Source organism: Bradyrhizobium tropiciagri, assembly GCF_018130505.1.
Taxonomy (GTDB): domain Bacteria; phylum Pseudomonadota; class Alphaproteobacteria; order Rhizobiales; family Xanthobacteraceae; genus Bradyrhizobium; species Bradyrhizobium tropiciagri_B.
Map to the genome: position 1 here is coordinate 22,593 of NZ_JAFCKH010000015.1, position 22,925 is coordinate 45,517.

Consider the following 22,925-nt stretch of genomic DNA (forward strand, 5'->3'; position numbering starts at 1 on the left):
TGGCAGGGCTTCTCTTCTAACTGACAGGTGAGGAATGATGGGGCGCGCCCTGATCGATATCGCAGAGCCCGTGCAGGTGGCACCGGCTCTCGCCAAGGACACCACGATCCGCAGCATCCGCGCCACGATCGTGGACGCGCCGACGCGGCGGCGGCACAAGCTCTCCAACACGGAGGTCACGCATCAGGGCTACGTGCTGGTGCGGGTCCTGCTCGACAATGGCGTATCGGGGATCGGCGAAGCCTCGACGCTGGGCGGTCCGCGCTGGGCCGAGGAGAGCGTGGAGTCGATCCAGGCTGCGGTGATGAGATATCTCGCGCCGGCGCTGCTCGGCCAGCCCGCGCTCGCCTTCGAGGCCAACGCAGTCAGGATGAGCAAGGCCGCCACCCGCAATTTCGCCGCCAAGGCCGCCATCGAATCGGCGCTGCTCGACGCGGCCGGCAAGACGCTCGGCCTGCCGGCCAGCGCGCTGCTCGGTGGCGCGGTGCGCGAGCGGATGGAGGTGATCTGGGCGCTGGCGTCGGGCGACAGCGCCCAGGAGCTGGAGGAAGCCAAGGAGAAGCTGCAGCGCCGCGAACACCGGCAGTTCAAGATCAAGTTCGGCTTCAACCGGCCGCAGACCGACCTGAAGCGGCTCGAAACGCTGCGCGCCGGGCTTGGCGACGACGTACGTCTGATCGTCGACATCAACCAGGGCTGGAGCGAGGCCGACTGCATCCGTTTCATGCCCGCACTGGCGGAGCTCGACGTCGCCCTCGTCGAGCAGCCGGTGCCGGCGTTGCAACTCGAAGCGATGGCCCGCGTTGCCGCGCGCAGCCCGATCCCGCTGCTGGTCGACGAGGCGGCTTTCACCAAGGAAGAGATTGCCCGCGCCGGCACGATGGGCTGCGGCAGCGTCTATTCGCTGAAGCTCGTGAAGAGCGGCGGCCTGTTCGAAGTGAAGCGCGCCGCGGCGGTCGCGGCGGCGCATGGCCTCGAACTGTATGGCGGCTGCCTGCTCGAAAGCAGCATCGGCGCCGCCGCGCACCTCGCCGCCTTCGCGACCCTGCCGAAGCTCGAATGGGGCACCGAACATTTCGGTCCGCGCATTCTGGTCGAGGATCTCGTCGTCAACCCGATCGAGTTCGACGAGTTCGAGATCTGCGTCCCCGACGGCCCGGGCCTCGGCGTCGTCATCGACGAGGACAAGATCCGCGCCTTCGCCCGCAAGGATCAGGCGGGTGGCGGCGCGTCCGCGCACAATTGACAAACCAGGACCACCCGCTCAGTCTTTGCCATTGAACCCGTCATCCCGATCCTGCACCGATGTCCGCCTTGCACGAAATCCGGCAAGCTCTTCCCGCAGTTTCCCCGGAAGCGCGCGAATGTCCGGCGGCCCCGTGAGCGGTCGCGACGATGTCATGGACCTCAGGCGGCTGGCCTATTTCGTCGCCGTCGCCGAGGAGCTGCATTTCGGCCGCGCCGCATCGCGGCTCGCGATCGCCCAGCCGCCGCTCAGCCGGCAGATCGCACAGCTGGAGAGCGATCTCGGTGTCACGCTGATCGACCGGAGCCGGAGCCAGATCCGGCTGACGCAAGCCGGCAGCGTGCTGCTGGAACGTGCGCGCGACGTGCTGGAGCGGCTCGACCGCACGCAGCGCGAGATCAAGCGGATCGGCGAAGGCTTCTCCGGTCACCTGCGCGTCGCCTTCGTCGGATCGGGCACCTATGGCGTGCTGCCCAACGTCATCAAGGCGTTTCGCTCGGCCTATCCCGACGTCGAGCTCGCGCTGTCGGCGATGAACAATGCCGAGCTGAAGCGCGCCGTGATCCAGCGCGAGATCGATATCGCCGTCGCCCGCCCCTCGCTGGAGGATGAGGAGCTGAAGTCGGAGCCGCTGCTGCAGGAGCCGCTGATCCTCGCCGTGCCCGACACCTCGCCGCTGCTCGAGCGGCCCGTCCCGGTTCTGTCGGCGCTGAAGGCGGAGACCTTCATCCTCTATCCGCGCAAGCCGCGGCCGAGCTTCGCCGACCACATCCTCAACATCTGCCTGGAAGAAGGCTTCATTCCGAAGTCGCAGGTGCTGGCGCAGGACTATCAGACCGCGATCAGCCTGGTGTCGGTCGGGGTCGGCATCGCGCTGGTGCCGAAATCGGTCTCGCAGTCGGAGCGGCCCGGCGTCGCCTACCGCGCCTATGCGGGACATAACCCCGGCACCGCGCTGTCACTGAACTACCGGCGCGACAACCGGATGCCTCACCTGTTCAACTTCCTGAAGATCGCGCAGGAGGTCACGCGGCGCCAGCGCAAGCAGCCGCCCGACGAGTAGCGCGTTGGAAACGGGCGGCTTCAAGCCGCCATTGACGCCGGCGCGCGATCGTCGACCAGCGCGATCGCATCGCGCAGCACGTCCGCGCCTGCACCTCCACGCACGCCGTTCTCCGCCAGGTGCCGGCGGAAGGCGCGCGCGCCGGGGACGCCGTGGAAGGCGCCGACGAAATGGCGCGTCATCGCATGCAGCCGCGTGCCCTGGGCCAGCTGCCGCTCGATATAGGGCAGCATCGCTGCGAACGCGGCCTTCATCGCCGCATGCGGCGCCGCCTCGCCGAACAGTTCGGAATCCACCGCAAGCAGCCGCCAAGGGTCCTGATAGGCCGCCCGCCCCAGCATCACGCCGTCGACATGCGCCAGATGCTGCCGCGCCTCGGCGATGCTGGCGATGCCGCCATTGATGATGACCGGGACGTCGGGCAGCGCCGCCTTCAGACGATAGACGCGGTCGTAATCGAGCGGCGGGATGTCGCGGTTCTCCTTCGGCGACAATCCGTTGAGCCAGGCCTTGCGCGCGTGCACGATCAGCGCATCCGCGCCCGCGGCGATCACGCCGCGCGCCAGCACGTCGAGCGCGACCTCCGGATCCTGGTCGTCGATGCCGATCCGGCATTTCACCGTGACCGGAATCCTGACCGCGCGCTTCATCGCCGCGACGCCCTCGGCGACCAGCGCGGGCTCCGCCATCAGGCAGGCGCCGAAGCGGCCGTCCTTCACCCGGTCCGAGGGGCAGCCGACATTGAGGTTGATCTCGTCGTAGCCGAAGTCCTCGCCGACCTTGGCGGCGGTGGCGAGGTCACGCGGATCCGATCCGCCAAGCTGCAGCGCCACCGGATGCTCGCTCGCATCGAAGCCGAGCAGCCGCGCCCGATCGCCGTGGATCACGGCGCCGGTGGTCAGCATCTCGGTATAAAGCCGCGCCCGCCGCGACATCAGCCGATGGAAGACCCGGCAATGCCTATCGGTCCAGTCCATCATCGGGGCGACGGAAAATTTCCATTCCATCTCAGTTGCTTAACTGCAACATTGGTTCAATGCAACACGATGTTTCGAGGCTGCCGGTCGATGGAACATGCCGGCCCAGCCAGCCGCGCTATCGCGGGGCCTCCTGAGCCGTCCGCCTAGTCCTGGGCTCTCGGAGCATCGCCCACGACGACGGCCGGGCCATCGTCGGCCGGATGCATCGCAAATGTGACCCGGCATCGAATTCCGCCCGGGAGCGCAAGGCGCGGATTCGGCAAGGCCAGGCGGACACCGAACGTGCCGCTGGCGGCATCGTGCACGCGGTCGACGACCGTGACGGTGGCGAGATGGACGCCGCCGACCGGCTGTTCCGGCCGCACTTCGGCGCTGCTGCCGATCCGGATCTGCCCGAAATAGGCTGTCGGCACGAAGACCTCGACCCGCAGCGGATTGATCTGCGCCAGCGTAAGGACCGGGCTCTGATCGTTTCGATACTCACCTGGCACGAGCAGCCGCTCGACCACCACGCCATCGATCGGGCTTCGTATCCCGCGCTGCTTCACGATCTCTTCGGCATGAACGACCTCGAGGCGCGCGATCTCCTTGGTGAGTTGCGCCTCCTTGAGCTGCTGTTCGGCGACCTGAACCTCCGCTTCGGCCTCCTGGAGCGATGCCAGCGGGCTGACGGATCTGGCATGGAGCTGCGCCAGCCGCTCGTGTTTGAGCCGAAGAAACTGGACACGCGCCTCAGCCGACTTCACCTGTGAATCATTGGTCGCCCTCGCGCGCGCAAGCGCCAGAGTTGCCGCCTCGACGCCATCCTCGATATTGCCGACAACCTGGCCCTGCCGAACGACGTCGCCCCGGTCGACGTCAAGCCGCGCAATCATCCCGACCGCCGAACTCGCGAGCTTGACCACCTGTTGCGGCTCGATGACGCAATCGAACTCGCCCTTGTCCGCGGCCGTTCGGGTCTGCGCCATCGCGGCAGACGCGACAAGGACACTGCCCAACGTGAAAATCGCGCACGAGGCGAGGCCGGCCATGCGCTTTGTCTTTCGGAATGCCCTGGTCGTTGAAAGCACCGTTCGGCCTCCGACGGGTTTCGCACCTTGCTCCCAAGCTAACCTGTCCGGCATTCGCGGGCGATGGTCTCTCGCGAGTGCGACCGTGCGGAGGGGGTACCTCCGGAGGAGAGTATTTTTTGCGGCGCGATGCGATGAAGCTCCCGCCCGGCGACAGGGCATCGCGGCCACTCTCTATCTCTTGTCGAAATCGCGAGTGGCGCAGCGGCAAGGTCATCTGTCGGCCGGTTTGGTAGGCAGCATATGTCTGAGCCGGACGCGAGCCGATCGGCGAATGAAGGCCTCGGCCTGCAACTGCGAAGCGTCCCCGTCGATCCGGCCACGTCACCGCATTGGCGTGGATTGCTGGACGCAAGGGACGAAGCCGCTTTCGGTTCCGCATGGCTGGCGCTGCAATGCAGCCGCTTGCCCGGCGTGGCCGGCGGCCTGTTGCTGATCCGGCAGGCCGAGGCAGCCGCACCGCATCTGACGGTGACATGGCCGCCGCGCGACCTCGATGCGAGCGATCTGTCGCGATTTGCGGAAACCGCGTATGCCGAACGTCGCATGGTGGTCGGGCCCGGCCGCGTCGGCCCGGATAGCAGCGCGGCCCACCCCGTGGCTTCGGTCGTGGCAATGCCGCTTGGCCTCGCGAAGGGTCCCTTTGCGGCGGTAGCCATCGCGCTCGCGACGACGGCAGGCAAGCCCGCGATCGCTCCGGAAGTCGTCGCCGATCGATTGCGCTGGGAAGCGGGTTGGCTCGAAACGCTGCCGTGGGCACGACACGTCCGGGATCTTTCATCCGACGTGACGCGGGCAGCCGCGTGCCTTGATTTTCTCGCCGCGATCGGAGCGCAGCCGCGGCTGCGCGGAATGGCGATCGTCGTCGCGAACGAGCTCGCCGCCCGCCTGTCGTGCGATCGCGTGTCCTTGGGCATCGTTCGGCGCAGTGGTGCGGTTCGCCTGCGCGCGGTCTCGCACTCCGCCGGCTTCAGGCGCGAGAACCGCCTCGCGGATGCCATCGAGGATGCGATGGATGAGGCGATCGAGCAGCGCGGCGCCGTCGCCCATCCTCCGCTGCCGGCGATGGACCGTGCCGTGACGATTGCCCATCGGGCGCTGGCCGAGAGCGCAAAGGCCCCCGGCGCGACCGCGATGAGCACCGTGCTGGTCGACGGTCGCGGCAAGCCGATCGGCGCCCTCACCTTCGAACGCCACCGCAACGAGCCCTTTACGGCGGAAACATTGAAACTGGCCGAGGCCATCGCCTCGCTGCTGGGTCCGCAACTCGGCCTGCTGCTGCGGGCCAACCGCCTGGTGGCCGGGCGGCTGGCCGACCGTATCGGCGACGGATATCAGGCGCTGTTCGGCGCACGGCGTCCGGTGCTCAAGCTCTGTGCCCTCGCCGTCGTTGCATTGGCGCTGGGCCTGGTCTTCGCCGAGGGCGAGCATCGCGTCACCGCAAAGTCGGTGCTCGAAGCCGAGGTGCAGCGCGCGGCGGTCGCGCCGTTCGACGGGTTCGTGCGGTCCGCGGCGGTTCGCGCCGGCGACATCGTGCAAGGCGGCGATCTCCTCGCCGCGCTCGATGATCGCGATCTCGTTCTCGACCGTCTGAAATGGCGCGCCGAACGCGACAAACTGCTGCAACGTCATCGCGAGGCGCTCGGCAAGCACGACCGCAGCAGCCTCGCCGTTCTCGAGCCGCAGATCCGGCAAGCTGAATCGCAGCTCGCGCTGGCCGAGGAGAAGCTCGCGCGCGCCCGCATCGTCGCTCCGTTCGACGGCATCGTCGTCTCCGGAGACCTGAGCCAGATGCTTGGATCGCCGATCGAGAAAGGCAAGGTGCTGTTCGAGATCGCGCCGCTCGATTCCTATCGCCTTATCGTTCAGGTCGACGAACGCGACGTTCGCTATGTCTCGGTCGGCCAGAACGGCACCGTCGCGTTCGCTGGACGGCCGGGCGATCCGGTGCCGATCACGCTGAACAAGATCACGCCGGTCACGGTCGCCGACGAGGGACGTAATTCGTACCGCGTCGAGGCGCGCTTGTCGGGATCGGGACTGCAGCTGCGAACCGGCATGGAGGGCGTCGCCAAGGTCAAGGCCGGCCAACGCTCGATCGTGTGGATCTGGATGCATCCCGTCGTCGATTGGCTGCGCCTCGCGGCGTGGAGGTATCTGCCGTGAGGTCGCCGAGATGACCGCCGGCCCGTTCCTGAGCCCGTCGTGGTATCGCGTTGCGCGGCGCAAACCCAAGCTTCGCGAGCATACCTCGGTCTGCCGGCACCGCTATCGCGGCAGTGCCTGGTATATCATTCAGGATCACGCGACCGGACGCGTGCACCGGCTGTCGCCGGCGGGCTACCTGATCGTTGCCGCAATGGACGGCGTCCGGACCGTCGATCGGCTCTGGCTGGAAGCATGCTCCACGCTCGAGGAGGAGGCGCCGAGCCAGGGCGATGTCATCCAGCTGCTGGCCCAGCTCAACGCTCACGACCTGCTGCAGACCGATGCGACGCCGGATCCAAATGCGCTGGAAGAGCGCGCGGCCCGGGCCGGACGGACCGGATGGCTCGCCAATGCGCTTTACCCGTTGGCGATACGCGTTCCGCTTTGGCATCCGGACAGGTTCTTCGAGCGCATCCAGCCGCTCGCACGCTGGCTGTTCGGCGTGCCGGGCACCCTGCTGTGGCTCGTCGTGGTGCTGCCGGCGCTGGTGCTGGCGGCGCAGCATTGGCAGGAGCTCGGCGCCGACGCCTCCTATCGCATCCTGGCGGCCGATAACCTCGTCCCGCTCGCCCTGATCTACGTCGTGCTCAAGGTCTTGCATGAATTCGGGCACGGGTTCGCGGTCAAGGCATTCGGTGGAGCGGTCCACGAGCTTGGGCTGATGATCCTGGTGTTCGCGCCGCTGCCCTATGTCGATGCCTCGGCCGCGGCGGGATTCCGCAGCAAATGGCAGCGTGCGCTGGTCGGTGCGGCCGGGATGATCGTCGAAGTGTTCTTCGCCGCGCTGGCACTTTATGTATGGCTTGCGGTCGAGGGCGGGCTGGTTCGCGCCCTGGCGTTCGACGCCATGGTGATCGCCGGCGTCTCGACGGTGATCTTCAACGGCAACCCGCTGCTGCGCTACGACGGCTATTATATTCTCGCCGATCTGCTGGAAATCCCGAACCTCGCACAGCGGGCCACGAAGTATTGGGGCGATCTGGTCGACCGCTACGTGTTCCGCACGGAGGGATCGAGGGATTTCGTCGCAACCGGCGCCGAGAAGGCGTGGCTCCTGCTCTACGCGCCGGCGGCCTTCGTGTATCGCCAGTTCGTGATGCTCACGATCGCGGTGTTCGTCGCCTCGCAATATCTCGCGGTCGGCATCGCGATCGCGGTCTGGAGCCTGCTGACGGGTGTGGTACGGCCGATCGGCAAGGCATTGTGGTTCGTGCTCGCGAGCCCGCGCCTGCAGCGCAACCGCGCCCGCGCCGTCGGGACGACGTGCGCCGCGCTCCTCGCCACCACGCTTGTGCTGTTCTGGGTCCCGGTGCCCTCGTACACCACGACCGAAGGCGTGGTGTGGCTGCCGGAGAACGCGATCGTGCGCGCCGGAGCCGACGGCTTCGTACGCGCACTGACGATCGCGCCGGGCAGCAGCGTGACCTCGGGAGACACACTGGTCGAAAGCGAGGATCCCGCGCTCGCGACCGGGGTCGAGATCCTGCGCGCGCGCGTCACCGAGCTGGAGGCGAAGCTCGCCAGCGAGCGCTTCACCGACCGTGTGCGCGCCGAGATCACGACCACGGAACTGGAACAGGCCCGCGCCGAACTCGCGACCGCGGCCGATCGCGCTGATCGCCTGATCGTGCGCAGCCGCAGCAACGGTACCTTCGCCGTGATGAAGGCGGAGGACCTGGCCGGACGCTATCTGCGCGAAGGCCAGCAGATCGGCTACGTTCTCGCGACGGGCTCCTGCATCGTGCGCGCCACGATATCGCAAGCCGACATCGATCTGGTTCGTCACAGGTTACGCAGAGCCTCGGTTTTCCTTGCCGAGCGACTTGATGCGCCCGTGCCGGCGGAGATCGTGCGCGAGGTGCCGGCAGGACGTGACGACCTGCCCAGCAAGGCGCTGGGCAGCGGCGGCGGTGGCCCCGTCGCCGTCAATCCCTCGGACCCGCACGGCACGAAGACGCTTCAGCGCGTCTTCCAGGTCGACATCGCCCTGCCCGGCGACGCTGCAGCATCTGCGTTCGGCAGCCGTGCCTATGTCAGGTTCGACTACGACTGGGAACCGGCCGGCCGGCAAATCCTGCGACGACTGCAGCAGCTGCTGCTCTCGCAACTGCAGATCTGAGGTCGTGCCCATGTCGCTCTCGCTCCGGCCACGACAGATCAACGGTTTCTGTCCCGTGTCGGCGGACGCTCCCTATGCGGAGCGGCCTACTTTCAAGGAAGGCAGCCTCGATGCCGCACTGCTCGGCGCCTGGGGGCGGATCTCCCCCCAATTGCTGCCGGCACTCTCGCGTAGCCGGTTGTGGCGCTTTGCGCGGCAGGTGGAGGAACTGGAACCGCAGTTGGTCACGCTGACGGACCGCCGACTGCGCGACTTCGTCGACGAGTGGCGGCCGCGGATGCTTTCGGCGCGCCTCTACTCGCAGGAGATGGCCACCTCGTTCGCACTCGCGCGCGAGGCGGCCCGCAGGCACGTCGGAATGCGCCACTTTCCGGTGCAGTTGCTCGGCGGTGCCGCCATGATGAGCGGCGCCCTAGCGGAAATGGAAACCGGTGAAGGCAAGACCTTGACCGCCCTGCTGCCGGCGATCACCGCCGTGCTGATGGGCCGCCCGGTCCACATCATCACCGTGAACGACTATCTCGCGCGCCGCGACGCCGAGCAGCTCGCCCCCGTCTACAATGCCCTGGGTCTCACGGTTGGACTTGTCGAGCATGGTCAGCAGGCCCAGGAGCGGCAACGCGCCTACGCAAGCGACGTGACCTACTGCACCAACAAGGAGCTCGTGTTCGACTATCTGCGCGACCGGCTTGCGCTGGGCCCGCGTCGCGCCCGCGCACGACTCTCCGTCGACGACATATTCAACAGCAGGCTTGTCGGCCACCGCCAGCCGCTGCTGCGCGGGCTGCATTTCGCGCTCGTGGACGAAGCCGACAGTGTGCTGATCGACGAAGCGCGCGTGCCGCTGATCCTCGCCGGATCGCAGGAAGGTACCGAAAACGCCGACGGCCTCTATGAGACCGCGCTCGATATCGCGAGGCGCCTCACGCCCGGCGAGGAGTTCACCCTGCGCGCGAACGAGAAGTCGATCCGGCTGAACGCGCGCGGCAACGCCCGGATCGCCCTGCTCGCCGCCGGATTGCCCGGCCTATGGGCGATCCGGCGCGCACGCGAGGAGATCGTGCAGAACGCGCTCGCCGCCCTTCACCTTTACCGGCGCGATGTCCAATACATCGTTGCCGACGGCAAGGTGCAGATCGTCGACGAATATACCGGGCGGGTCATGCCCGACCGTTCCTGGGAAAGCGGAATTCATCAGCTGATCGAAGCCAAGGAGCATTGCACCATCACGGAACGCCGCAACACGCTTGCGCAGATCACCTACCAGCGGTTCTTCCGGCGCTACGTGCATCTCTGCGGCATGACCGGAACGGCGACCGAGCCGGCGGGCGAACTCTACGGCACCTATGGCCTGCGCGTCGTGCGCATCCCGACGAACAAGCCGCTACGGCGGACGAATTCCGGCACCCGCGTGCTTCGGACCGCGGAGCTCAAATGGAACGCGGTGGTCGAATCCGCTTCCGACATGGTGCGGGCCGGCCGGGCCGTGCTCGTCGGCACGCGGTCGGTCGAGGCTTCCGAGCACATCGCGGAGCTGCTGCGCCGCTCGCAGCTCGAGCCCGTGGTGCTCAACGCGCGGCAGGATCGCACGGAAGCCCAGATCGTCGAGTTGGCCGGTCAACCGGGACGCATCACGGTCGCCACCAACATGGCGGGCCGCGGCACGGACATTCAGTTGCATCCGGCCGTGCGCGAAGCCGGCGGCCTGCATGTCATCCTGACGGAATACCACGAGTCCCGCCGCATCGACCGCCAGCTGTTCGGGCGTGCCGGCCGTCAGGGCGATCCCGGCAGCTACGAGTCGGTCGTGGCGCTGGATGACGAGTTATTCCGACGCTTCGTGAACGGCCCGCTGTTGCGATTGGTCGGCAAGGGATCGAAATCGGACCAGCCGCTGCCGGCTTTGAGCGGACGGACGCTACGCGGCTATAGCCAGCACGCGGCCGAGCGCCTGCACAGCCGAGCCCGTCGAGCCGCGCTGGCGGAAGATCTGCGCGTCAACAAGATCCTTGGTTTCGCCGGCACGGAATGACCCGGCTAACGTGTTGGAACTCCGGATGAATACAAACGGGACGCCAGGGAGGTAATCCTTATGCGTGCAACCGAATGTCGCGGGCGCAATTATCATTCGCCCCCAACGCGAAGCAAATTCGATCATCCATTAGGTCGGACCAAGATTACTCAACATGGCAATGCGCCCACTCCCTGACAGGGTTTGAAACGCTGCGTCATACGATCGTCCACGCCTCGTGCTGGGAGGGTACAATGTCGATGCCTCGGGACATTGTCAGCCGATTGACGCGACGACTTACCCATCGCACCGGCGAACCCGACCGGAAGCCCGGCGACGACGGCAACGCCGCCAATCGCCCCTCGCAAATCCTGTTTGAGACTCTCGAGCCGCGCCTGTTGCTCGCCGCGGACCCGCTCGGCATCACGGCAGGCTATGCGTTCAACGAGATCTCGGGACCGACCACGGCGGATGCATCGGGGCACGGCATCGTCGGCACACTCACCAACGGTCCGACCTTCGCGGCCGGAAAATACGGCAATGCAATCGCCCTCGATGGCAGCAACGATTTCGTCAATCTCGGCAATCCCACCGCGCTGCAATTCACCGGCAGCATGAGCATCAGCGCCTGGGTGTTCGCCAGTTCGTTTCCGGGGGATGATGCGGCGGTCGTGTCCAAGCGCGCCGGAACGGAGTCCGGATACCAGCTTGATCTGACCGCGGACACCGGTGTGCGCACCATCGGCTTCAAGCTGACCAACAGTTCCGGCGGAGCGATGTTCCGCTACGGCGCCACGGCGTTGCAGACCAATACCTGGTATCACATCGCCGGGGTCTACAACGCTGCAAACCAGACGCTGAACGTCTATCTCAACGGCGTGCTCGATAACGGCCAGCTGCTGGGCACGGTGACCAATTCGCAGCAGAATTCTACGGCCAATGTGAACATCGGCCGTCGCGCAGGCGCGACAGGCTACGAATTCCCGGGCCGCATCGACGACGTGCGTATCGCCGATCACGCCCTGACGCAGGACCAGGTCGCTACCGATATGGTCACGTCGCTTGGCGGGACCGCGCCGCCATCCGATACGACGCCGCCGAGCGTTTCGCTCACGCCGCCGGCAGCGATCGTGGCGGGCACGGTGAACCTCGCGGCAACTGCCTCCGATAACGTCGGTGTTGCCGGCGTCAAGTTCCTGCTGGACGGCAACACCCTGATCGGCGTCGAAGACACGACGTCTCCTTACGGGGTCTCCTGGAACACAACGACGGCATCGAACGGCGCGCATTCGCTCACGGCGCAGGCGCGCGATGCTGCGAGCAACGTTACGACCTCGACGCCGGTGGTGGTCACCGTCGACAATCAAGCGCCGACCGGTACGGTCGTCATCAACGGAGGCGCGGCCGCAACCAACACCACCGCCGTCACGCTCACGCTCAGCGCGAGCGATGCGGTGACCTCCGTCACGCAAATGCGCTTCTCCAACAACGGCTCGTCCTATTCGACGGCGGAAGCCTTTGCACCAACCAAGGCATGGACGCTGTCCAACGGCGCCGGCACCAAGACCGTTTCTGTCCAGTTCATGGATGCAGCGGGCAACTGGTCGGCAGCCTTCACCGACACCATCACCATCGACCAGACCGCGCCGACGATATCCGCACAGTCGGCCACCAACCTGACCGGCAGCACCGCGCAGATCAATTGGACCACCAATGAGGCTGCGACGTCGCGCGTCGAATACGGATTGACGACGAGTTACGGATCGTCGACGACGCTTGATCCGGCCCTGGTGACGGCGCACAGCGTCGCGCTGAGCGGCCTTGCCCCCAATACCACGTACAACTATCGGGTCCGCTCGATCGACGCCGCGGGAAATGAACGGATCGGCACCAACGGAACGTTCGCGACGGCCGCAGTGGCCGACACCACACCGCCATCGGCCCCGACGGGCCTCACGGCCACCGCGGTCTCGTCGACGCAGATCAACCTGTCGTGGACCGCGTCCACGGACAATGTTGCGGTGACCGGCTATCAGATCTTCCGCGCCGGATCGCAGATCGGCACCTCGACGACGACGACCTTCAATAACACCGGCCTGTCGCCGAACACGACGTACAGCTATACGGTCCGCGCGGTGGACGCAGCCGGGAATCCGTCTACACAATCCCAGCCCGCCAGCACCACGACTCTCACGCCCGACACGACGCTGCCGACGGCAACGATCACCGCCCCGACGGGATCCGCGCCGGTTTCCGGGACGATCACGATCAGCGCCAATGCGTCTGACAATGTCGGAGTGAGCGGCGTCACCTTCCTGGTGGATAGCGTCGTGGTCGGCGGCGGCGAAGACACGACGTCGCCCTACAGCGTCAGCTGGAACACGACCTCGGTAGCGAATGGCGTCCACACGATCGTCGCTCGTGCACGCGATACGTCGGGCAACACCGGCGATTCCCTGCCCGTCAGCATCACCGTAAACAATACCCAGCAGGCGGGCCTGGTCGCGGCCTACTCGTTCGATGAAGCGAGCGGAGCCGCCATCGATCAATCGGGCCAGGGCAATACGGCGACGCTCAACAACGGCGTTGCCCGGGTCCCCGGCAGGAACGGCAGCCTGGCCGCGAGCTTCGACGGCGTGAACGACTTCATCTCGATTCCGAACTCCGCCTCGACCAACATTTCCGGCAATGCGCTCACCATATCGATGTGGATCAACCCGCAGGCCACCGCGGGCGGAGATTCCGTCGTCATCGGCAAGTTCTGGAACACCACGATGTCGTCGCCCTATTACCAGTACGGACTGGAGCTGGGCGGCGGCAACAGGACCGACTTCTACGTGGGGACGACGGGCGGAGCGCGCGTCGCCACCGGAGGCACGACCCTGCCGTTCAACCAGTGGAGCTATCTTGCGATCACCTTCGATGGCGCGCAGGTCAGGACCTATGTCAACGGCACCCTGGTCAACACGCAGGCCCTGTCGGCAACCATTACGGCTCGCGGCAACTCCATGAGCGTCGGCGCGGATGCCTCGACGGGCCAGTTCTACAAGGGAATGGTCGATGACCTGCGCATCTACAACCGCGTGCTCACACAGCCGCAGGTCCAGTCGGACATGGCGATACCGGTCGGCGGACCGATCGTCGGAGCGCCACAGGTTCTGATCGACTTCCCCGCCAACGGGGCCCAGGTTGGCGGTATCGTCAACGTGACGGCCGACGCGACCGACGACACCGGCATCGCCAATGTCCAGTTCTTCGTCGACAACGTCGCGGTAGGCGCTCCGGACACCGCCGATCCCTATGCACTCGCATGGGATACGCGCGCCATGAGCAACGGCGCGCATACGCTTACGGCGCTCGCGACCGACATCGACGGTCACTCGACGCTGTCGGCGCCGGTCACCGTCAACGTCGCGAACAGCAGCTTCTTCCAGAACACGGTGCTGGCCACCGGATTCAATCTGCCGACCGCGATCAAATTCCTCCCCGACGGCCGCATGCTGGTGGTGGAACTTGCCGGCAAGATCAAGGTATTGCCGCCGCCCTACACGACGCCCGACCCGACGCTTTTCCTGCAACTCACCAACATCGGCTCGGCAGGCGTGCAACAGGGGATCTACGACATCGCGCTCGATCCCAACTTCGCCACCAATCACTACTACTATATCTTCTACACGCTTGGGACGCCGAACGTCGATCGCTTCTCGCGTTTCACCGCCAATGCAACGCTGACCGGAACAATCGCAGGCAGCGAGTTCGTGATCTATCAGGACAGCGAGATCGCCAACGCCGAGCATCACGGCGGCGCGATCAACTTCAGCAACGACGGAAAGATCCTGCTGACGACCGGCGAGCATTTCAACGCCGGCGAGGCCCAGGATCTCACCAAGCCGCGCGGCAAGATCCTGCGCTACAACATGGACGGCACCATCCCGACGGACAATCCGTTCTACGACGGCACCGGCCCTAACTTCGATGCGATCTGGGCACTCGGCCTGCGCAATCCCTACCGTGCCTATTACGACGCACCGACCGGGCGCCTCATCATCGGCGACGTGGGCGGCAACGACTATTCGACCGCGATCGAGGAAGTCGACATTGGTGCGCGGGGCGCCAATTACGGCTGGCCGAATGTCGAAGCGCCGAACGGCAATCCCGCCTACACGGCACCGGCCTACTACTATGCGCACAATGGACGCGATGCGGCGATCACCGGCGGGTTCGTGTATCACGGCACCCAGTTCCCGAGCACCTATCAAGGCAGCTACTTCTTTGCCGACTACACCCAAAACTGGATCAAGCGACTGACGTTCGACGCCAACGGCAAGGTCAACGGCGTGTTCAACTTCGAGCCGGCCGACGGCTCGGTCGACGGCCCCTACGGCGACATCGTCTATATGACCGAAGGCCCCGAAGGTGCCCTCTATTACGTCGACCTCGGCTACTCCGATATCAGCGGCACGTACGGCGTCAGCAAGATTCGCCGCATCGACTTCATCAATTCCGATCTGCCTCCGGTGGCCGCGGCTTCGGCGACGCCCGCTCAAGGCCAGGCGCCGCTCACCGTCAACTTCTCCAGCAGCGGATCATCCGATCCGGAAGGCAAGCCGCTGTCCTACCTTTGGAATTTCGGCGATGGCGTCACCTCGACGCAGGCCAACCCGTCGCACACTTATTCGGTCAGCGGCCCCTATCAGGCACGGCTCACGGTTTCCGACGGGGTCAATTCGACGCTCTCGACACCGATTGCGATCAGCGTCGGCAATGCGCCGCAGATCAACATTCTTTCGCCGACCAATGGCGCGATCTTCAGGGCGGGCGATGTCATCACGTTCAGCGGCAGTGCGACTGACGTCGAGGACGGCACACTGCCCGCCAGTGCGTATACCTGGAATATCGACTTCCTCCATGAGGGTCACGTTCATCCGGGTACACCGATCACCGGCGTGACCAGCGGCACGTTCACCATCCCGACCACCGGTCACGACTTCAGCGGCTTCACCCGGTATCGGATCACGTTGACGGTCACGGACTCGAGTGGCCTCCAATCGCAACAATCGGTCACCATCTTCCCCGACAAGGTCAACCTCCAGTTCAACACGCTGCCTGCCGGCGTCACGCTGTACCTGGACGGTATCGCGCATACCGCCCCCTTCACCTACGACACGCTGATCGGCTTCCACCACGAGATCGAGGCACGCAACGCAACGGTTGGAACGACGACCTACACCTTCGTCTCCTGGTCGGACGGCGGCGCGCAGGATCACGTGATCACCGTCCCGGACCTGGGCACAACCTATACCGCAACCTACAATGCCGTCACGACGCAGGCGCCGCTGGCGTTCGTGCAGGTGAATGCGGCAACGCCGCAGACCAACCAGACCCAGGTCGCGGTGACCTATTCCGCGGTTCAGACGGTTGGAGACCTGAACATCCTCGTCGTGGGCTGGAACAACACCACCTCGAACGTGACCTCGGTCACCGATTCAGCGGGCAATGTCTACCAGCTCGCGGTCCCGACCGCGCGCGGCAGCGGCATCAGCCAGGCGATCTACTACGCCAAGAACATCAAATCCGCGCCCGCGGGCACCAACACGGTGACGGTGACTTTCAGCGCTTCCACGCAATTCGTCGATCTGCGCGCGCTGGAGTACAGCGGTCTCGATCTCGCCAATCCGTTCGACGTCGGCACTTCGGCGTCAGGGACCGGCACTACGGCCAACAGCGGCGCAGTCACGACCACGACCGCGCACGAACTGGTGTTCGCCGCCGGCATGACGACCGGTGCGTTCAACAATGCGGGAAGTGGATTTACCACGCGCATCATCACCTCGCCGGATGCCGACATTGCCGAAGACCGCTTCGTCACCGCGGCAGGAAGCTACAGCGGCACCGCATCGCTCGCAGGCTCCGCGGCATGGGTGATGCAGGTCGCGACCTTCAAGGCGATCGGCTGATCGGGCTGGTGGCACGGGTCCATGTCGAAGGGGCGGAGATGATCGCCCCTCATCTCGTAGGCACGGACGAGCTCCGCCGCCTAGCGTTGGGACACCGCGAGCGCCGCGAGGACCGTCCGGTTGTTGATCTCGAGCTTGCGGAAGATGTGATGGAGGTGGACCTTGATGGTCCCCTGGGAGAGGTTCAGCCGCCGCGCGACGCCCTTGTTCGACAATCCCTCGGACACGAGGCGCATGATCTCGCGCTCCCGCTCGGTCAGCACCGCCAGCAAATTATCGACGGCGATACCATTCGCCTCCTTGCCGGCCGGCACCGCGTCCGGCGCCGGTCCCGGCGGCAGGCTGCCGCCGTCCGCGACTACTCTAAGGGAGTGCACCAACGTCTCGAGGCTGGCGGATTTCGAGATCACGCTGCAGGCGCCGGCAGCAATCGGCTGGTCGAGATCGCCATCCTCTGCGGCAAAGAACACCACGCGGGTGGCAAGCCGCTCGCCGTCGATCACGGCGAGGATCTCGGCGCGGCTCACATCCGGAAACGCTCCCTCAAGGAGCGCTATATCGGAACCGGAGGTTCTGATCGCCTCGACGCAACTCGCCCCATCGCTACACGACGCAACAATCTCGAAGTCGTGCGCTGCCGCCAAGGCCGATGCCAAACCCTCCAAAACGACAGGATGCCGATCTGCGATTAACAATCGCGTACGACGCATAAGTGTTCCTCTGTCCGCCGACATAGACACCCGCGCACATTAACATAATCCGCTCGATTTTCGTCTCAATTGAGCCAGTACTAGTACTGTCTCGCCGGGTTCTGCCGATTTTCAATTAAACTTTGTGGCGTTTGCGACGCACAATCTCAGCGAGATTTTCCGCGGCAAATGGCGTCTGCACGGGCAATTTTGCATGCGGCAAATGGCAACAATCGTCATTTGCCCTAGACGGCACCCATATAACCAATGATATATAGGGATATTGAAAATTTGAAACTAATCTGCCCAGTTCTAAGCGACAAATATTGTAGGAGCCGCTCGTCTCACGTCCCTTTTTGATACGACATTTGCATCATCTAATAACTTTTCGTCCACGGCTCGTCCAAGTCGCCAAGCGCTAATTGAGATGGTCGCAGTTGCTGCGGCCAAGGGCATTATTGCGCCCCAGGATGGAGCATCACCATGCGCAGACACCGATTATTGCCGGTCGTCATTGCAGGAAAAAGTATACTTCTCAGGGAAGGCCTTGCCAGGATACTGCGGACTGCACGTTTCAGGATCTTGTCGTCGGTCTCATCTGCCGTCGATCTGCATCCCGGCATACTCACGCATCATCCGTCGCTCTTTCTGATCGTGCACACCGACGAGACCTTTGACACCGCACTCGAGCAGATCGAGTTTTGCAGGCGCCGTTACGCGAACGGCCGCATTGCCGTGGTCGTCAGTCAGTACCGCCTGAACGATCTGGTCTCTGCACTGCGCCTGGGCGCAAACGGATACTTCGTCAACGTCGTCAGCCGCGAAAAGTTCGTCAAATCCCTCGAGCTCGTGATGCTGGGCGAAACGATCTTCCCGTCGGCATGCCTGTCGTTCCTGCTCGACGCCGGTCCGGGCGAGCTCGCGAACAGTGATCATCGCGGCGATCCAACCGGAGAAGCCGTTCTGCTCGAGGTGGATGACGCGACTGCTCCGCCGTTTTCCCCGCGCGAGAAACTGATCCTGAACTGCCTCATCGAGGGCGACTCCAACAAGTGCATCGCGCGCAAGCTGGACATCGCCGAGGCGACCGTGAAAGTCCACGTCAAGGCGATCCTGCGCAAGATCCGGGTTCAGAACCGGACGCAGGCCGCGATCTGGGGCATGAACAATCGCATCCCGGGCCAACTATCGCTTCCGAACGCCGGCAGGGCACTTACAACTCGTGTCAAGGCGGTCTCCGAAGTCAAGCAACTCGAGCCGCCGCCACTGGCTCTGATCGACGCGTCGCGCATCCAGCCTCTGAACCGCAAGAACGAAAGGATTGCCGGCCCGGTACGATTGGGCAAGCAATCCTAGCCGGGGATTCTCCGTCAGGAGGCGGCGGCCTGGTTCCTGATCAACTCGCGGGCCTTCGGCTTGGCAACAGCGCGGGTGCGCGAAACCTGCCGCCGCTCCCGTGCGCGCTTGCTTCCCTTCGAATACAGGTCCTCGAAATACGCGATCGTTCGCTGCAGGCCTTGCTCGAGCATGATCGTCGGCTGCCAGTTCAGCAGTTCCTGTGCCGCGCTGATGTCCGGACGTCGCTGCCTCGGATCGTCCTGCGGCAGCGGACGATGCACGATCCGTGAGCGAGACCCGGTCATGGCGATCACCTTGTCGGCCAGTTCGCGGATCGTGAACTCATTGGGATTGCCACAGTTGACCGGCCCGGTGACGTCGTCCGGCGCGTTCATCAGCGCCATCATTCCGCGGATCGTATCGTCGACGAAACAGAACGAACGCGTCTGCAGGCCGTCGCCGTAGATGGTGATGGGCTCGTTGTTGAGGGCCTGAATGATGAAGTTCGAAACCACGCGGCCGTCATTCGGCTGCATGCGCGGCCCGTAGGTATTGAAGATCCGCAGGACCTTGATGCGCAAATTGTGCTGGCGGCCATAGTCGAAGAACAGCGTTTCGGCGCAGCGCTTGCCTTCGTCATAACAGGACCGCGGGCCGATCGGATTGACGTGGCCCCAGTAGGATTCCTGCTGCGGATGGACCTCGGGGTCGCCGTAGATCTCCGACGTCGACGCCTGGAGGATCTTGCCCCGCAGACGCTTGGCGAGGCCGAGCATGTTGATCGCACCAAGCACGCTGGTCTTGGTGGTCTGCACCGGATCCCACTGATAGTGGATCGGCGAAGCCGGACAGGCGAGATTGTAGATCTCGTCGACCTCTACATAGAGCGGAAACGTCACGTCATGACGCAGCAATTCGAAGCGCCGATGGTCGTGCAGGTGCTCGACGTTGCGCCTGGTGCCGGTGAAGAAATTGTCGACGCAGAGCACCTCGCAGCCTTCTTCAAGCAGGCGTTCGCAGAGATGCGAGCCGATGAATCCCGCACCGCCCGTCACCAGCACGCGGCGTGGAGGCCGTATCGCAACCGCACGCGATGTGGTGGTCGCCGCAACGGCCTGCTCGGAGGCAAATGAATTGTCCATGAGCTTCTACTCCAAAAACGGGTTATGCACCCCGGCACAGAACGCTGAAGCGGTCGCAAATCCTTGCTGCCGCCGGATCATATGTGTTTCCCCATCGTGCGCTCGTGGCGCAGAAGGGGTAATGCCTGCCGTCACCTTGCGCCGGTGGCGCCGAGCACGGCGGGCACTGTCGCGACCAGAATGTAGAGGTCGAGCAGCAGCGAACGATTCTGGATATAGAAGCTGTCCTCCGCGCGCTGCGTGTCGAGATCACCATTGCTGCGCGAGGAGATCTGCCACAGGCCGGTCAATCCCGGCGGCACGGTCGTCCTGAGCGCCCGGAATTCGGGATCGAAGGCGTTCATGTGATAGGCGGGAAACGGTCGCGGTCCGACCAGGCTCATGTCACCGCGAACGACGTTCCAGAGCTGCGGCAACTCATCGAGGCTGGCCTTGCGCATCAGATTGCCGAGCCGCGGCAGGATACGCGGATCCTCGGTCAGCTTGAAATTGCGTTCCCAATCCGCGCGCAGACCAGGATCGCTCGCGAGCACACGCTGGAGCCGAAGCTCGGCATCCCTGTACATCGTGCGCAGCTTCAGGACCCGGATCGGCTTGCCGAACTGGCCGATGCGCCATTGGCCATAGAAGGCAGGACCGGGATCGGCGAGCTTGATCGCCAGCGCGAGCAACGCGATGATCGGGGCGGCGACAAGCAGAAGCAGCGGCGCGACCACGACGTCGATGGCGCGCTTCAACGTCTTGCTGTAGCCGCCGGGTGCTCCGTTCAACTCGAGCGCAACGAAGCTGTCCGTCTTGCGGAGCCGGGAGTTGAACATTGGAAAGTCGCCCAGCCGGGTGATGACCAGCACTTGCCGGGTCGCCAGGCGGCTGCGCGTGACGAGGCTCTGCTGGAAGCGGCCGCAATCCGGCACGACGATCACCTCGGCCCCGTCCTCGGCGTGCCAGCCATCGAGCGCGCCGACCACCGGCAACGCGGCTGCCATGCCGGCGAACTGCTCCAGCGGAGGCCCCGCCTCGGCAGCGGCGTCGGCAGCGGCGCCATCGTCGATATATCCTGTCGGCCGAAGCCCGCAGCCCGGACGCTTGAGGAGCAGGCACGCGACGGCCCGGCTCTCCGCGCCGGTGCCCAGAATGGCAACCGGCGTGCTGTAGGCCGGATGCTTCGCGAGCAGCATGCGGACCAGATGCTCGGTCCACAATCCGATCACCGGCGCAACCAGGCCGATGATCGCCACCACGACCAGGTCCGCCGCTGTTGCTGCATGAATCCAGATCAGCAGCCCCGCGAAGATGAACAGCCCCGCTCCGGTCACACGCAGGCGAAACCGCTCGATCGGATTACCGATACTGGATCGGTACAGGCCGAGCGAACAGTTGATGGCGAGCAACAGCAGGAGGAGCACTGCGGGGTGCGCGTGCATCTGGCCGGCCGCTCCGGCATCGCCGCTCGCCACGGCGACGCCGACCGTGGCCACAAGGATGGACATCGAGCCGGATGCCAGGTCGCAGGCAGCCAGGATGGCACCGAGCGGAGGCAGCCGTGGCTCAGATCGACGTGTTTGTCGGCCACCCTCGAATGGCTTGCCGCGGGGTGGCGGCAAGGTGCGGACCAGGCGTGCATCGGCGTTTGACATGAGCCGCCAATCGTTCGACGAGCTAGCCGCTTATTCAGCCGCGACCGCCGCGCCAGGCATTCTTTTGGCCCCATCCTCCAGCGCGACCTGCTCTGCAATCCAGTTGTAGGTCGGAACAAGTCCTTCGCGCAGGGTTATGCGCGGCTCCCACTGCAACACGCTCCGGAGCCGCGTATTGTCGCTGTTGCGACCACGAACGCCCTGTGGCTTGCTGAGATCGTGCACCAGCGCGATCCGCTTCTTCGAAATATCGATCACGAGGTCGGCCAGCTCGTCGACGGTTACCAGCTCGTCGGTTCCGAGGTTGAGCGGCATTGCGTAGTCGGACCGCATGATCCGATGAATGCCTTCCACGCAATCGTCGACATACATGAACGAGCGGGTCTGCTTGCCATCGCCCCACACTTCGATCTGCCCGCGATCGGAAGCGCGTGCAACCTTGCGGCACATCGCCGCCGGCGCCTTCTCGCGCCCGCCGTCATAGGTGCCCAGCGGGCCGTAGACGTTGTGGAAGCGCACCACCCGCGTGAGCAGGCCATAATCCTCGGTGTAGTACTGGCAAAGCTTCTCCGCGTAGAGCTTTTCGAAGCCGTAGCCCTCCTCGGGCTGGGCCGGGAATGCATCCTCCTCGCGCAGAGGTGCCACGTCCGGAGAGACTTGCAGGCCGTGCGGGTAGACGCAGGCGGATGACGAGAACAGGAAGCGCTCGACATTGCTGGCGCGCGCCGCCTCGAGCATGAACAGATTGATCAGCGAGTTGTTGTGAGCGATCGCAGCGCGCGACGCGGTGATGTATCCGATGCCGCCCATGTCGGCCGCAAGATTGTAGACCAGCGACATTCCCGCGGTCGACATCTGGCAGTTCTTCAGCTCGCGAAGATCGAGCACCATGAATTCGTCGGCATCCGTCCGACCATATTCAGGCTCCTTGATGTCGACGCCGCGCACACGATAGCCCGCCGCCTTGAGATACGTCACCAGATGATGGCCGATGAAGCCGCCTGCTCCCGTCACCAGCGCCCAGGGCTTCAGCGATCCTGACATTCTCTCCTCCATCGTTGGCGCTCGGGTTCACAGCGATCCTCGCAGGCGACGTTACGGCGAGTAGCTGCGTGCTCAAGCGCCAAGGAGGAGTAACCCCAACAGGCACTGTCCTATGTATATGGAATTGCTGTTGGGTCTATGGTAACAGGTTGATGCGCTGCTTATTGCAGCGGGGTGCTCAAAATCCTAGCAATCGTCAGTACAATGGAATCCCGCGTTGATTTCGTTGCCGCCGTGATTCTTCATCGCGGGTAAACGAATGTTTGGAATTGTTGCCGACGAGCATGGCAACTAGCGAGAGGCGCTCTGCACATGTACCTACCGTATGACCCACTGCGCGAGGCGATCCTGTTGGAGCTCAACAGGGCGATCTGCATCCGCCGGGCTCAAGGCGCTTCATTGGAAGCACTAGGCACGGAAT

General features: G+C 64.7%; 13 protein-coding genes. 7 read left to right on the top strand and 6 right to left on the bottom strand.

The features are described 5' to 3' along the window. The first annotated feature begins 34 nt into the window (after positions 1 to 34). Positions 35 to 1,246: a muconate/chloromuconate family cycloisomerase gene (locus JQ633_RS31325; RefSeq protein ID WP_249159785.1), complete on the top strand. Its 1,212-nt coding sequence runs from the start codon at positions 35 to 37 to the stop codon at positions 1,244 to 1,246. A 154-nt stretch (positions 1,247 to 1,400) separates the two neighbouring features. After that, on the top strand, positions 1,401 to 2,309 hold the full coding sequence (locus tag JQ633_RS31330; protein ID WP_211989775.1) for a LysR family transcriptional regulator: 909 nt from the start codon (positions 1,401 to 1,403) through the stop codon (positions 2,307 to 2,309). 20 nt (positions 2,310 to 2,329) lie between these two features. On the opposite strand, the gene dusA is transcribed toward JQ633_RS31330, so the two are convergent. Next, the gene (gene dusA, locus JQ633_RS31335) at positions 2,330 to 3,316 is read right to left on the bottom strand and encodes a tRNA dihydrouridine(20/20a) synthase DusA (protein ID WP_211989500.1); all 987 of its coding nucleotides are present in this window, start codon (positions 3,314 to 3,316) and stop codon (positions 2,330 to 2,332) included. A gap of 116 nt (positions 3,317 to 3,432) precedes the next feature. Next, a complete protein-coding gene (locus JQ633_RS31340) occupies positions 3,433 to 4,320 on the bottom strand; it encodes an efflux RND transporter periplasmic adaptor subunit (protein ID WP_211989504.1) in 888 nt (295 codons plus the stop codon). 453 nt (positions 4,321 to 4,773) lie between these two features. Here JQ633_RS31340 and JQ633_RS31345 point away from each other — a divergent pair, with 453 nt between their 5' ends. The 4 genes from JQ633_RS31345 to JQ633_RS31360 all read left to right on the top strand — a co-directional run bounded on the left by JQ633_RS31345 (position 4,774) and on the right by JQ633_RS31360 (position 16,654). Further along, entirely contained in the window at positions 4,774 to 6,525 is a 1,752-nt protein-coding gene (locus JQ633_RS31345; protein WP_211989505.1) for an efflux RND transporter periplasmic adaptor subunit, read from the top strand. Positions 6,526 to 6,535: 10 nt separating this feature from the next. Beyond that, a complete protein-coding gene (locus JQ633_RS31350) occupies positions 6,536 to 8,686 on the top strand; it encodes a PqqD family peptide modification chaperone (RefSeq protein ID WP_211989510.1) in 2,151 nt (716 codons plus the stop codon). A 10-nt stretch (positions 8,687 to 8,696) separates the two neighbouring features. Continuing rightward, positions 8,697 to 10,718: a preprotein translocase subunit SecA gene (locus JQ633_RS31355; RefSeq protein ID WP_211989512.1), complete on the top strand. Its 2,022-nt coding sequence runs from the start codon at positions 8,697 to 8,699 to the stop codon at positions 10,716 to 10,718. Positions 10,719 to 10,792: 74 nt separating this feature from the next. Beyond that, complete coding sequence (locus JQ633_RS31360; protein ID WP_211989514.1) at positions 10,793 to 16,654, top strand: LamG-like jellyroll fold domain-containing protein; 5,862 nt, start codon at positions 10,793 to 10,795, stop codon at positions 16,652 to 16,654. Positions 16,655 to 16,734: 80 nt separating this feature from the next. Here the strand turns inward: JQ633_RS31360 and JQ633_RS31365 are convergent, their stop codons facing one another. Beyond that, on the bottom strand, positions 16,735 to 17,388 hold the full coding sequence (locus JQ633_RS31365; RefSeq protein WP_349631636.1) for a response regulator transcription factor: 654 nt from the start codon (positions 17,386 to 17,388) through the stop codon (positions 16,735 to 16,737). Positions 17,389 to 17,826: 438 nt separating this feature from the next. Here JQ633_RS31365 and JQ633_RS31370 point away from each other — a divergent pair, with 438 nt between their 5' ends. Next, complete coding sequence (locus JQ633_RS31370) at positions 17,827 to 18,699, top strand: LuxR C-terminal-related transcriptional regulator (RefSeq protein WP_211989517.1); 873 nt, start codon at positions 17,827 to 17,829, stop codon at positions 18,697 to 18,699. A 14-nt stretch (positions 18,700 to 18,713) separates the two neighbouring features. On the opposite strand, the gene JQ633_RS31375 is transcribed toward JQ633_RS31370, so the two are convergent. The 3 genes from JQ633_RS31375 to JQ633_RS31385 form a co-directional block, all read right to left on the bottom strand. Then, positions 18,714 to 19,823: a UDP-glucuronic acid decarboxylase family protein gene (locus JQ633_RS31375; protein WP_211989518.1), complete on the bottom strand. Its 1,110-nt coding sequence runs from the start codon at positions 19,821 to 19,823 to the stop codon at positions 18,714 to 18,716. A 131-nt stretch (positions 19,824 to 19,954) separates the two neighbouring features. Further along, positions 19,955 to 21,313, bottom strand: a complete 1,359-nt coding sequence (locus JQ633_RS31380) for a sugar transferase (protein WP_211989519.1) — start codon at positions 21,311 to 21,313, stop codon at positions 19,955 to 19,957. A gap of 177 nt (positions 21,314 to 21,490) precedes the next feature. Next, complete coding sequence (locus JQ633_RS31385; RefSeq protein WP_211989521.1) at positions 21,491 to 22,504, bottom strand: NAD-dependent epimerase/dehydratase family protein; 1,014 nt, start codon at positions 22,502 to 22,504, stop codon at positions 21,491 to 21,493. Between the last annotated feature and the right edge of the window lie 421 nt (positions 22,505 to 22,925).

What these genes read in the sequence shown, in the direction of transcription:
- JQ633_RS31325 (WP_249159785.1), top strand. Translation starts at nt 35, where the DNA reads ATGATGGGGCGCGCCCTGATCGATATCGCAGAGCCCGTGCAGGTGGCA.
- JQ633_RS31330 (WP_211989775.1), top strand. Translation starts at nt 1,401, where the DNA reads ATGGACCTCAGGCGGCTGGCCTATTTCGTCGCCGTCGCCGAGGAGCTG.
- dusA (WP_211989500.1), bottom strand. Translation starts at nt 3,316, where the DNA reads ATGGAATGGAAATTTTCCGTCGCCCCGATGATGGACTGGACCGATAGG.
- JQ633_RS31340 (WP_211989504.1), bottom strand. Translation starts at nt 4,320, where the DNA reads ATGGCCGGCCTCGCCTCGTGCGCGATTTTCACGTTGGGCAGTGTCCTT.
- JQ633_RS31350 (WP_211989510.1), top strand. Translation starts at nt 6,536, where the DNA reads ATGACCGCCGGCCCGTTCCTGAGCCCGTCGTGGTATCGCGTTGCGCGG.
- JQ633_RS31355 (WP_211989512.1), top strand. Translation starts at nt 8,697, where the DNA reads ATGTCGCTCTCGCTCCGGCCACGACAGATCAACGGTTTCTGTCCCGTG.
- JQ633_RS31360 (WP_211989514.1), top strand. Translation starts at nt 10,793, where the DNA reads ATGTCGCGGGCGCAATTATCATTCGCCCCCAACGCGAAGCAAATTCGA.
- JQ633_RS31365 (WP_349631636.1), bottom strand. Translation starts at nt 17,388, where the DNA reads ATGTCGGCGGACAGAGGAACACTTATGCGTCGTACGCGATTGTTAATC.
- JQ633_RS31370 (WP_211989517.1), top strand. Translation starts at nt 17,827, where the DNA reads ATGCGCAGACACCGATTATTGCCGGTCGTCATTGCAGGAAAAAGTATA.
- JQ633_RS31375 (WP_211989518.1), bottom strand. Translation starts at nt 19,823, where the DNA reads ATGGACAATTCATTTGCCTCCGAGCAGGCCGTTGCGGCGACCACCACA.
- JQ633_RS31380 (WP_211989519.1), bottom strand. Translation starts at nt 21,313, where the DNA reads ATGTCCATCCTTGTGGCCACGGTCGGCGTCGCCGTGGCGAGCGGCGAT.
- JQ633_RS31385 (WP_211989521.1), bottom strand. Translation starts at nt 22,504, where the DNA reads ATGTCAGGATCGCTGAAGCCCTGGGCGCTGGTGACGGGAGCAGGCGGC.